The organism is Frankia tisae, from assembly GCF_025403405.1.
GTDB classification, from domain to species: domain Bacteria; phylum Actinomycetota; class Actinomycetes; order Frankiales; family Frankiaceae; genus Frankia; species Frankia tisai.
In genome coordinates this window covers 1-11,808 of the sequence record NZ_JANEZT010000208.1, presented here as the reverse complement: position 1 = coordinate 11,808, position 11,808 = coordinate 1, and the positions used below count along the sequence as shown (strand labels likewise).

The following is an 11,808-nucleotide window of genomic DNA, read 5'->3' as shown; positions in this document are numbered from 1 at the left end:
GCCCCGCACTGCCCCTGCCCCGCTCTGCGCGGCTCTTGCCCCGTTCCGTGCGGTCCTTGTCCCGCTCCGTCGATCGCCGGGGCGCGCCCCGACCGCTCGGGGCTCACCCGAAGGGGCAAGGTGTTTAACCCCGGGGGATGACGCATCCTGCCGCGCCCGGCCTTACCGTTGGGCCATCCCCGCCGGCCGTTCGCCGGCCCTCGAACTTCTTTTCCTCACCGGCGCAGAGGAGCGTGGCCAGAATGTCGTCCTACCGGTTCGCCGTGCTATGGTTGAAGGCGTTTCGCGAAAGCGCGGAGAAGGTCTGTGCCCTGTATGCCGACGACTTCCTCTTCGAGGATCTGATCCTGGACCAGTCGATCACCGACAAGGAGGATCTGCACCGAGTTTTCGCGCCGTATGCGAACAAGGATCTGGACAACGGTATCGGGATCAACCTGTTTCGGATCGACGAGTACATCGGTGATGCCCGTAGCGGGATCATCCGCTGGACCTGGGAGCCCGCGGGCTCGGCGGCCTTCCTCGGTGTCCCCACGGGCGGGAAGACGTTCAGCACCTCCGGTCAGACCTTCCACATCTACGACGCAGACGGCCGCATCACGCGTGAGTCGACCTACTGGGATGCCATCTCACCGCTGCACACGCTGGGCCTGCCGGTGTCGATCCACGGTGGCGTCGCCGCCCCGGTCCCCGCGTCCGCCGCGGTCTGAAGACCCCAGAGACCCGAAGCGAAGGGAACACGTCGATGAGTAAGGCCACCGACCACGCGCAGCGCTGGGCGCAGGCACTCACCACGGACACCGAGGCCGCCGTGGCCCTGTACGCGGACGAGGTGCTCTACGACGACCGCCGGGCGGTCGACCATGTCTACGACACCGCTACCGACCGGGCCGAGCTGCGCGAACGCCTCGCCCCGTACGCGAACGGCGACACCGGCAACGGCGTCGGGATCCATCGCTTCGAGGTGCTCGAGGCCATCGAGACCACCGGGGGTAACGGGGCGCCCGCCGTCACGATCCTCTGGCGTTGGACCGGTGAGCACCTCGCGGGTTTCCGGGGAGTGCCGGCCGGCGGCCGGACGCTGTCCACCCGCGGCCAGACCTGGCACCAGTTCGATGCCGACGGCCGGATCGACCGTGAGCTGACCAACTGGAACGACACCCCGGTACTCCAGGAACTCGGCCTGCCGGTCCTCACCCCGCACTACTGGGACAAGGATTTCGACCCCGCCTCGCTCCTGGGATAAGGCCCCGAAGACATTAGCCGCTTCGCCGGTGTTCGGCAACGGCTGTGAGGTCCCGTTTTCCGCGGGCCGGTGGACGGCAGTTCGATCTGGAGGTTCAGCAGTCATGTGGGGCACCCTGCCAGAGGTGTTCGATCGGGTGTGTCTGTACTACGCGGACTCGACGGCGATCATCGATGATGACCGCCGGCTCACCTACCGGCAGATGCAGAGCTGGGCCAACCGAGTGGCGAACGGACTCGGGGTGCTGGGGGTGGAGAAGGGCGACCGGGTAGGCCTGCTGCTGCCCAACATCCTGGAGTTCATTCCGACCCAGCACGGAATCTGGAAGGCCGGGGCGGTGCTGGTGCAGATGCCGACGCGGTCCGCGGTCGGCGGGCATCGCACCATCCTGGGGCAGGCCGGCGCCACCACCCTCATCTATCACGCCCAGTTCGACGCGGTCGTCGCCGAGCTGCTCGACGGTCTGCCCGACGTCAAGCGGGTCATCCGCCTGGCCGGTGGCCATGGGGGCGCCGCCGATACCCATACCCATACCCATACCGGGGCCGGGGCCGGGGCCGGGCAGACAACGGTCCTCAACGACCTGGAGGTTCTCGACTACCGGACGTTCTTCGACTCGCAACCGGACTCGCAACCGTCGGTATTCCTGTCCGAGGACGACGACGCGTACGTGCTGTTCACCTCCGGGAGCACGGGTGAACCGAAAGGGGTGGTCAATTCCCACTTCACCTGGGCGCATTACAGCATCACGGCGGGACTCGAGATCGCCGGCATCCGTCCGGGTGAGATCTTCGCGCACGGGGCTCCGCTCACCCACTTCACACAGATCTTCGTGATGCCGACGTTCCTGCGCGGCGGGGTGAACGTGATGATGCCGGGACTCGACGTCGACGTTCTCCTCAGGACGATCGAGAAGGAGCGGGTGACCGCCACGGCCGTGGTCCCCACGATCGTCTACCTCCTGCTCGACCATCCCGGCCGGACGTCGTTCGACCTCTCCTCGCTGAACACGATGGTCTATGCGGGCTCGCCGATCGCCCCGGAACGCCTCCGCGAGGCGCTCGACGCCTTCGGCCCGATCTTCGTCCAGACCTACGCCGGGACCGAACCGGGCTACGTGTCGTGTCTGCGCAAGGAGGACCACCGGGTGGACACCGAGCAGGGTCTGCGCCGGCTGGCGTCGGCCGGGCGGCCGATCCCGTACGTGAAGGTCACCATCCAGGACGAAAAGGATCAGCCGCTCTCGATTGGCGAACCCGGGGAGATCTGCTCGCGGCAGCTCGGGCAGATGCTGACCTACGTCGACCCCGCCCGCAACGCCGAGGCGTTACGGGACGGCTGGGTGCACACCGGCGACATCGGTTTCCTGGACTCCGACGGTTTCCTCTACATCGTCGACCGCAAGAAGGACATGGTGGTCAGCGGCGGATTCAACGTCTTCCCGCGTCAGGTCGAGGACGTGCTGTTGACGCACCCGGCGGTGGCCCAGGCCGCGGTGGTCGGCGTACCGCACGAGAAGTGGGGCGAGGCCGTGCTCGCGGTCGTGGTCGCCAAGCCCTCCGAGACGGTGCAGGAAGGCGACCTGATCGCCCACGTCAAACGGGAGCTCGGTAGCGTGCCGGCGCCGAAGTCGATCGTGTTCTGGGACAGCCTCCCGGTGAATCCCGCGGGCAAGGTCGACAAGAAGGCGATTCGCGCGCCGTACTGGGCCGGACGCAGCCGGGAGATCGGATGACTGCGCAGAGCACCGCGGCCCGGGCCGACCGGGCCGACCGGACCGGGCCGGGAGAGCAGCCCGAGTCGCCGGCGACGCTCGTCGACTCGGCCACCTTCCGCGACGTCCTGTCGCATTTCGCCACCGGCGTCGTCATCGTGACGGCGATGGCCGGGGACCGACCGGTGGGCCTGACCTGCCAGTCGTTCACCGCCCTGTCCCTCGATCCGCCGATGATCCTGTTCTGTCCCGCCCGGACGTCCACGTCCTGGCCGGTGCTGGCGGCCTGCGGGCGGTTGTGCGTCAACATCCTCAGCGCGGACCAGCACGAGATCAGCAACGGCTTCGCACGCAGCGGCGCGGACAAGTTCGCCGGCGTCGCGTGGACGCCGCTGCCGAACGGCGCACCCGCACTGGAGCGCGCCGCCGCGCACATCGGCGCGAGCCTCGCCGAGGTCCACGACGGCGGCGACCATCACATCGTCACCTGCCACGTGGAATCCCTGCGCGCCGGCGAGGGTGGCGCTCCGCTGCTGTACTACCGCAGCGAGTACCGCCACCTGCGGCCGCAGGACTGACATCCCACCGCATTTCGAGAAGGAGGAGAAAGTGTCCGCACCGCACTACCCCTTATTCATCGGTGGGGAATGGCTCGATTCCACCGAGCGGTACGAGATCAGGAGCCCCGCGACGGACGAACTCGTGGCGACCGTGGCGAAGGGCGGGGTCGAGCACGTCGACCGCGCGGTCGACGCGGCCAGGGCCGCGCACGAGGCGGGCGGGTGGCGGCACACCGCGCCGCAGGAGCGCGCGGCGTTGCTGCACGCGGTCGCCGGTCGTCTCGAACAGCGCCTGCCCGAGCTCGCGGCCCTGCAGAGCCGGGAGAACGGCGCGACGATCCGCGTCACCGGTGCCCTGCATCTCGGCCTGTCGATCGGTCAGCTCCATTACCTCGCCGATCTCGCGGAGTCCTACGAGTTCGAGAAGGCCGGACCCGAGATCGGTCCGATTCCGGCCGCGGGAGTACTGCGCCGGGAGCCGCTGGGCGTGGTGGCCGCGATCGTGCCCTGGAACATCCCGCTTCTCGTGATCATCTGGAAGGTCGCGCCGGCGCTCGCCGCCGGGAACACCGTCGTGCTCAAGCCCGACGAGCACGCGCCGCTGCTGGCCCTCGAACTCGCCAGGGAGTTCGAGGCGGCCGGTCTGCCCCCGGGGGTGCTCAACGTCGTCACCGGCGACGGCGACCCGGTCGGCGCCCACCTCAGCGGCCATCCCGACGTCCGCAAGGTGGCCTTCACCGGCTCGACCGAGGTCGGCAAGGCCATCCTGAGCGCGTCCGCCGACACGGTGAAGCGGGTGACGCTGGAACTTGGCGGCAAGGGGCCGAACATCATCCTCGATGACGCGGACCTGCCGCTGGCCGTCGACGGGGCGCTGTTCGCGGCCCTGGCCAACAACGGGCAGGCCTGCGAGGCGGGCACCAGGCTGCTCGTCCCGGGCGCGCTGAAGGACGAGTTCGTCTCCCGGCTGGTGGAGCGGGCGAAGACCCTCAAGCTCGGCGATCCGCTGGATCCGGCGACCGACGTCGGCCCGGTGATCAGCGCCGGGCAGCGGGACCGCATCCTGGACTACCTGGCGTCGGCCCGCGAGGACGGCGCCACCATCGCCCTGGGCGGCGGCGCCCCGCAGGGACCGGGGTTCGAGGTGGGGAACTGGGTCGAACCCACCGTCGTCACCGACGTCACCAACGATGCCCGGATCGCCCGCGAAGAGGTCTTCGGCCCGGTGCTCACCGTGCTGACGTACGACTCCGTCGACGAGGCGGTCGCCATCGCCAACGACACCGACTACGGCCTGTCGGCCGGCGTGTGGGGCCGGGACGAGCAGCGCGCCCTGGCCGTGGCCCGCCGACTCGACGCCGGCATGGTGTACGTCAACGACTGGCACGTCATCCACCCGGCCTACCCGTTCGGCGGATTCAAGCAGAGCGGCCTGGGACGCGAGGGCGGCCCCCACGCGCTCGACGCCTACACCGAGCAGAAGTTCATCTCGCTCGCCCGGTCCGGCGGGCTGGCGGACCGGGCGGCCTTCGCCCTGGTGCTGGGAACGCCGCCGACCCACTGACCCGCGACAGACAGGGACGGATCAACGATGGAGCACGTCAGCACCGCCGGCGTCATCGGCTGGAACCGGGGCGCCGAGGGAACCCTGATTCTGACCGTCGACGATCTGCCGGTGTCGGCCGAGCCCGACGACCGCGACCTCGTCGCGTCGTTACGGGACGTCGTCGACCGGCTCGACCGGGAGAAGGACTCGATCGCCGGTGTCGTCGTGACGTCGGCGGGGCGAGCCCCGGGCGGCGGCGGTCATGGCGACGTCCACGGCGCTCGGGACGCACTCGGCCCGCTGCGCGCCGAGGACGCCGCCGCCGCGCTGCGCGGCGTCCTCGCGAACCGCCACGCCCAGGTCGGTCCGACGACCGGTCGGGTGGTGCGCAACCAGATTCGGGCGTTCCTCGACCTGCGACACGTTCGGGCCGGCGGCAGCCGTCCGCCCGGGTTCGACCGGTTCCAGGCCACCAGGCTCGGTGTTCTCGGGGCCGGGATGATGGGTGCGGGCATCGCCTACGTGGCCGCGCAGGCCGGCATCGAGGTGGTGCTCAAGGACGTCAGCCTCGCCGCGGCGCGCCGCGGCAAGGCCCACGCCGAGCGGCTGGAGGCGAAGGCGCTGGCCCGGGGTCGCACCTCGCCGGGTGCGTCGGCGGCGTTGCTCGACCGGATCCACCCGACCGCCGACCCCGCCGACTTCGCCGGGGTGGACGTCGTCGTCGAGGCCGTCTTCGAAAGCGTCGAGCTGAAGCACAAGGTCTTCGGGGAGATCGAGGAGATCGTCGACCCGGCCGCGGTGCTCGGTTCGAACACCTCGACGCTGCCCATCGCCCTGCTGGCCGAGGGTGTCCGGCGGTCCGAGGACTTCATCGGCATCCACTTCTTCTCCCCGGTCGACCGGATGCCGCTCGTCGAGATCATCCGGGGCCGGAGCACGTCCGACGCCACGCTCGCGAAGGTGTTCGACGTCGTCCGGCAGATCGGCAAGACGCCGATCGTCGTGCACGACGGCCGTGGGTTCTTCACGAGCCGCGTCATCATCGCCTTCCTCAACGAGGCGATCGCGGCGGTCGGGGACGGCATCGACCCGGTCACTGTCGAGGCGGCGGCGTTGCGGGCCGGCTACCCGGCCGGACCGCTTGCGCTTCTCGACGAGCTGACGCTGACCCTGCCGCGAAAGATCCGGCAGGAGGCGCAGGCGGCGGCGGAGGCCGTCGGTGATGTCTGGCGGGGTCATCCCGCGGACGCGGTCGTCGACCGGATGATCGACGAGTTCGGGCGGCCGGGGCGGTCCGGCGGCGCCGGCTTCTACGAGTACGACGACACCGGCCGGCGCGGCGGCCTGTGGCCGGGTCTGCGGGCGGCGTTCGGCACGCCGGGCCGCCACAGCTCGCCCGCCGACCTCGCCGACCTCGCCGAGCGGCTGCTGTTCGCCGAGTCGATCGAGGCCGTTCACGCGATGGACGAGGGCGTCGTCGGGTCGGTGCCCGACGCGAACGTGGGCTCGTTGCTCGGCATCGGCTTCCCGCCCTGGACGGGCGGGGTGTTCCAGTACATCAACCAGTACGCCGACGAGCACGGCAGGGGCCCGGGGGGATTCGTGGCCCGGGCCCGCGAGCTGGCCGACCGCTACGGCGCCCGCTTCGCCCCGCCCGGCTCGCTGGTGAGCCGGGCGGTCACCGGCGCGCCGTATGTGTAGCGGCGCGGTCCGCATCCGGTTCGACAGACGATCAATCGCTGGGAGGCGTTGTGGACTTCGGTGAGCGTTGTGGACTTCGGTGAGGACGCGGAGCTCACGGCTCTGCGGGAGACGGTCGCCGCGATCGCGAAGCCGTTCGGCGGTGCCTACTACACGGAGCGGTCGCACGCGCGCAGGCCGACCAGCGAGGTGTGGGGGGCGCTCGCGGAGGCCGGTTTCCTCGGGGTGAACCTCCCCGAGGCCTACGGCGGCGGTGGCGGCGGCATCGTGGAGCTCGCGGCGGTCTGCGAGGAGACCGCCGCGGCGGGCTGCCCGCTGCTGCTCCTGGTGGTCTCCGCCGCGATCTCCGGCGAGGTCATCTCCCGTTTCGGCAGCGCGGAGCAGAAGCTGCGGTGGCTGCCCGGCCTCGCCGACGGCAGCCACAAGGTGGTGTTCGCGATCACCGAGCCGGGCGCCGGGTCGAACACCCACCGGCTGGCGACGAAGGCGGTCCGCGACGGCGACGACTGGGTGCTGACCGGGCAGAAGTACTACATCTCCGGCTTCGACGAGGCCGCGGCCGTCCTCGTCGTCGCCCGGACCGGCGTGGACGAGGCCACCGGGCGGGCGCGGCTGTCGCTGTTCGTCGTGCCGACCGACACGCCGGGCCTGGTCGCCCACCCGCTGCCGGTCGCCGCGCAGATGCCCGAACAGCAGTTCACGCTGTTCTTCGACGACGCCCGGGTGCCGGCGGACGCGCTGATCGGCGTCGAGGGCGACGGCTTCCGGCAGGTGTTCCACGGCCTGAACCCGGAACGGATCACCGGCGCCGCGATCTGCGTCGGCATCGCCCGGTACGCGCTGGGAAAGGCCGCCGACTACGCGCGTCACCGGCAGGTGTGGGACGTCCCGATCGGCGCCCATCAGGGCGTCTCCCACCCGCTGGCGAAGGCGAAGATCGAGACGTCGCTCGCCGCGCTGATGACGCAGAAGGCCGCGTGGTCGCATGACCACGGCCTGCCCGCCGGGGAGCCGTCGAACATGGCGAAGTACGCCGCCGCGGAGGCCGCCCTCGCGGCCGTGGACCAGGCGATCCAGACCCACGGCGGCAACGGGATGGCCGTCGAGTACGGCCTGCTACCGCTGTGGGGAATGGTGCGCACGCTGCGGATCGCCCCGGTCAACCGGGAGATGATCCTCAACTACGTCGCGCAGCACACCCTCGGCCTTCCCCGGTCCTACTGAGGAGCTCCGGCCCCAACGAGGAGCTCCGGCCCCCACGAGGAGACAGCGATGACGTATTCCGCCACGAGATGGGCGCCCGCGCCGGGCGGGCCGGCGGCGCGGGCGCGGGCGGCCGAGGGCACCGTCCTGCGGTCCCGCCTGGACACCGCCTCCGCGTTGTACCGCACGAACCGCGCCGCCCAGCTCGCCAACCTCGCGCAGCTCGCGGAGCAGCTCGAGATCGTGCAGGCCGGCGGCGGCGAGCGCTACCGCGACCGACACCGCCGGCGCGGCCGGCTGCTGGTGCGCGAACGCGTCGAGCTGCTGCTCGACCGGGACTCGGCGTTCCTCGAACTGTCCCCGCTCGCGGCCTGGGGAACGGAGTTCGCTGTCGGCGCGAGCGTCGTCACCGGCCTCGGGGTGGTGTCCGGGGTCGAGGTCGTCGTCATCGGGCACGACCCGACGGTCCGCGGCGGCACGATGAACCCGTACTCGCTGCGCAAGACGCTGCGCGCCCTCGACATCGCCAGGCGCAACCGGCTGCCGGTCGTGAACCTCGTCGAGTCCGGCGGTGCCGACCTGCCCAACCAGTCCGACCTGTTCGTCCAGGCCGGGAAGATCTTCCACGACCTGTCCGCCCTGTCGGCCGACGGCATCCCCACCATCGCCCTGGTCTTCGGCAACTCCACCGCGGGCGGGGCCTACGTGCCGGGCATGTGCGACCACGCGGTGCTGGTCGACCGGCAGGCGAAGGTGTTCCTCGGCGGGCCACCGCTGGTCAAGATGGCGACCGGCGAGGAGTCCGACGACGAGGAGCTCGGCGGCGCGGCGATGCACGCGCGGGTCTCCGGAGTCGCGGACTACTTCGCGGTCGACGAGCCCGACGCGATCCGGATCGGCCGACGGATCCTGTCCGAGATCAACTGGCGCAAGCGCGGGCCCGGGCCGAGCCTGCCCGCCGACCCGCCCGTGTACGACGCCGACGAGCTGCTGGGGATCGCGCCGGCGGACATCCGGGTGCCGTTCGACCCGCGCGAGGTGCTCGCCCGGGTCGTCGACGGCTCGCGGTTCGGCGAGTACAAGCCCGACTACGGCACCAGCCTGGTCACCGGCTGGGCGTCGATCCACGGCTTTCCGGTCGGGGTGCTCGCCAATGCCAACGGCGTGCTGTTCAGCGCGGAGGCGAAGAAGGGCGCCGAGTTCATCCAGCTCGCCAACCAGGTGGACACGCCGCTGATCTTCCTGCAGAACACCACGGGCTTCATGGTGGGTGCGGCCTACGAGCAGGGCGGCATCATCAAGGACGGCGCCAAGATGATCAATGCGGTGACGAACAGCACCGTGCCGCACCTGACCGTCAACATGGCGGCGTCGTTCGGCGCGGGCAACTACGGCATGTCGGGGCGTGCCTACGACCCGCGGCTGATGTTCGCCTGGGTCGGTGCCAAGCTCGCCGTCATGGGCGCCGCCCAGCTGGCCGGGGTGCTGTCGATCGTGGGCCGGGCCGCCGCCGAGGCCGCCGGCCGACCGTTCGACACCGCGGCCGACGACCGGCGCCGCGGGGAGATCGAACGCCAGATCGGCGAGGAGTCGCATGCCTTCTTCATGAGCGGAAAGCTCTACGACGACGGCGTCCTCGACCCGCGCGACACCCGCACCGTGCTCGGCGTCGCCCTGTCCGCCGCGCACTCGGGCCCGATCGAGGGACGCCGTGGCTACGGCGTCTTCCGGATGTGAGCCCCGTGCACCCGGTGACATCACAGAGCCCGGTGACACCGCAGAGCCGAGCGACCCCAGGGGGGCGAGTGATCACAAAACTGCTGGTCGCGAACCGGGGCGAGATCGCCGTCCGGATCATCCGGACCGCGCACGCGATGGACATCGCCACGGTCGCGGTCTTCTCCGACCCCGACGCGGGCGCCCCGTTCGTCGCCGCGGCCGACGAGGCCGTCCGGCTGCCCGGGGCGACGCCGGCCGAGACGTACCTGCGTGCCGATCTGGTGATCGACGCCGCGCTGCGGGTGGGGGCCGACGCCGTCCATCCCGGCTACGGCTTCCTGTCCGAGAACGCCGACTTCGCGCGGGCGTGCGCACAGGCGGGGCTTGTGTTCGTCGGACCGCCCCCGGAGGCCATCGAGGCCATGGGGTCGAAGACCCGGGCGAAGGAACTGATGGGCGCGGCCGGCGTGCCGGTCCTGCCCGGTCTGATCGTCGACGACGAGCTGCTCGCCGAGCCCGACCGGCTGGTGAAAGCCGCGGCTGAGCTGGACTTCCCCGTGCTGGTCAAGGCCGTCTACGGCGGGGGTGGGCGCGGGATGCGCATCGTGCGCGACCTCGAGGCGCTCACGGACGCCGTGGCGGGTGCGCGGCGCGAGGCGGCCTCGGCGTTCGGCGACGGCACGGTGTTCCTGGAGCACTACGTTTCCCGCCCCCGCCACGTCGAGGTGCAGGTCTTCGCCGACACTCACGGCGACGTCGTGCACCTGTTCGAACGGGAGTGCTCGATCCAGCGGCGCTACCAGAAGATCATCGAGGAGGCGCCGTCCGTCGCGGTCGACGAGCTCCTGCGGGAGCGCCTCGGCTCCGCCGCCGTCGCGGCCGCCGCGGCGATCGGCTACGTCGGTGCCGGAACCGTCGAGTTCGTGCTCGACCGCACCGGCCGGTTCTTCTTCCTCGAGGTGAACACCCGGCTGCAGGTCGAGCACCCGGTGACCGAGGAGGTGACCGGTCTCGACCTCGTCCGGGCGCAGCTGCTGGTGGCGCAGGGCGCGCCGCTGCCGGCCGAGCTGCGCCACGCCCGCATCACCGGCCACGCCGTCGAGGCCCGGCTGTACGCCGAGGACGTGCCCGCCGGGTTCCTCCCGGCGACCGGGACGATCCACCGTTTCGACGTGCCCGCGTTCGACGGCGTTCGTGTCGACAGCGGGGTCGCGGACGGCTCGGTCGTCGGCGTCCACTACGACCCGATGCTCGCCAAGGTCATCGCGCACGGCGCGACGCGTGACGAGGCGATCCGCCGGCTCGCCCGCGCGCTGGCCGGTACCCGCGTGCACGGGGTGACCACCAACCGGGAGCTGCTGGTCGCCGTTCTGCGCGACGAGGAGTTCCGCTCCGGCGACATCGACACCGGTTACCTCGACCGGCACGACGCGGTCGCGATGGGCTCGCCCGCGACGTCCGACGACGTCCTCGCGACCCACCTGGTGGCGGCCGCGCTCACCGCCGCGGCCGAGCGCCGGGCGAACGGGATCCTCCCGACCGCGCCGCCCGGCTGGCGCAACGTCCCGACCTCCCCGCAGCGTGCCGTTTTCGCGCTGTCCGGCCCGGGATCGCCCGGGCGCGGTGTGTCCGGGCGCGAGGTGGAGGTGTCGTACCGCTGGCGCGCGGACCGGGTCGACGTCACCGTCGACGACCGGGCCCGGGACGTGGTGGTGCACCGCCTCGACGGCGAGCAGGCGGATCTGACCGTGGACGGCGTTCGCTCGACGGTCCGGGTCCACCGCGTCGGGCCGGAGGTCTACCTGGACGGTCGCGGCGGGTCGACGGTGGCCCGGGAGACGCCCCGGTTCGTCGAGCCGGGCGCGACCACCGCGGCGGGCTCGCTGACCGCTCCGATGCCGGGAACGGTGGTCCGGGTCGCCGTCGAGCGGGGTGCGGCCGTGACCGCCGGAGAGGTTGTGCTCGTTCTGGAGGCGATGAAGATGGAACACGCGGTGACCGCGCCGCACGACGGCGTCCTCAGTGCGCTGGACGTGCGTCCCGGCCAGACCGTCGACGGCGGGCACGTCCTCGCCGTCATCACACCGGGGTCGGCGCGATGACCCCGCCCGCGATGACC

The 11,808-nt window shown here is 71.4% G+C and carries 9 protein-coding genes; all 9 read left to right on the top strand.

Annotated features, from left to right (window positions below):
* The first annotated feature begins 242 nt into the window (after positions 1 to 242).
* Entirely contained in the window at positions 243 to 710 is a 468-nt protein-coding gene (locus NBZ85_RS19275; RefSeq protein WP_261558236.1) for a ketosteroid isomerase-related protein, read from the top strand.
* Between the two features lie 35 nt (positions 711 to 745).
* Positions 746 to 1,246 (top strand): ketosteroid isomerase-related protein, encoded by a 501-nt coding sequence (locus NBZ85_RS19270; RefSeq protein ID WP_261558235.1) that lies wholly within the window; start codon positions 746 to 748, stop codon positions 1,244 to 1,246.
* Between the two features lie 103 nt (positions 1,247 to 1,349).
* Positions 1,350 to 2,981 carry an AMP-binding protein gene (locus tag NBZ85_RS19265; protein ID WP_261558234.1) on the top strand — a complete coding sequence of 544 codons (1,632 nt, stop codon included), beginning with the start codon at positions 1,350 to 1,352 and terminating at the stop codon, positions 2,979 to 2,981.
* A complete protein-coding gene (locus NBZ85_RS19260) occupies positions 2,978 to 3,538 on the top strand; it encodes a flavin reductase family protein (protein WP_261558233.1) in 561 nt (186 codons plus the stop codon). Before NBZ85_RS19265 ends, NBZ85_RS19260 begins: the two co-directional genes overlap by 4 nt.
* 31 nt (positions 3,539 to 3,569) lie before the next feature.
* Complete coding sequence (locus NBZ85_RS19255; protein WP_261558232.1) at positions 3,570 to 5,084, top strand: aldehyde dehydrogenase family protein; 1,515 nt, start codon at positions 3,570 to 3,572, stop codon at positions 5,082 to 5,084.
* A 27-nt stretch (positions 5,085 to 5,111) separates the two neighbouring features.
* Positions 5,112 to 6,767 (top strand): 3-hydroxyacyl-CoA dehydrogenase family protein, encoded by a 1,656-nt coding sequence (locus NBZ85_RS19250; RefSeq protein ID WP_308205026.1) that lies wholly within the window; start codon positions 5,112 to 5,114, stop codon positions 6,765 to 6,767.
* 60 nt (positions 6,768 to 6,827) lie between these two features.
* Positions 6,828 to 7,991, top strand: a complete 1,164-nt coding sequence (locus NBZ85_RS19245; RefSeq protein ID WP_261558231.1) for an acyl-CoA dehydrogenase family protein — start codon at positions 6,828 to 6,830, stop codon at positions 7,989 to 7,991.
* 48 nt (positions 7,992 to 8,039) lie between these two features.
* A complete protein-coding gene (locus tag NBZ85_RS19240; RefSeq protein ID WP_261562349.1) occupies positions 8,040 to 9,707 on the top strand; it encodes an acyl-CoA carboxylase subunit beta in 1,668 nt (555 codons plus the stop codon).
* A gap of 68 nt (positions 9,708 to 9,775) precedes the next feature.
* Complete coding sequence (locus NBZ85_RS19235) at positions 9,776 to 11,791, top strand: ATP-binding protein (RefSeq protein WP_261562348.1); 2,016 nt, start codon at positions 9,776 to 9,778, stop codon at positions 11,789 to 11,791.
* The last annotated feature ends 17 nt before the right edge of the window (positions 11,792 to 11,808 follow it).

What these genes read in the sequence shown, in the direction of transcription:
- NBZ85_RS19275 (WP_261558236.1), top strand. Translation starts at nt 243, where the DNA reads ATGTCGTCCTACCGGTTCGCCGTGCTATGGTTGAAGGCGTTTCGCGAA.
- NBZ85_RS19270 (WP_261558235.1), top strand. Translation starts at nt 746, where the DNA reads ATGAGTAAGGCCACCGACCACGCGCAGCGCTGGGCGCAGGCACTCACC.
- NBZ85_RS19265 (WP_261558234.1), top strand. Translation starts at nt 1,350, where the DNA reads ATGTGGGGCACCCTGCCAGAGGTGTTCGATCGGGTGTGTCTGTACTAC.
- NBZ85_RS19260 (WP_261558233.1), top strand. Translation starts at nt 2,978, where the DNA reads ATGACTGCGCAGAGCACCGCGGCCCGGGCCGACCGGGCCGACCGGACC.
- NBZ85_RS19250 (WP_308205026.1), top strand. Translation starts at nt 5,112, where the DNA reads ATGGAGCACGTCAGCACCGCCGGCGTCATCGGCTGGAACCGGGGCGCC.
- NBZ85_RS19240 (WP_261562349.1), top strand. Translation starts at nt 8,040, where the DNA reads ATGACGTATTCCGCCACGAGATGGGCGCCCGCGCCGGGCGGGCCGGCG.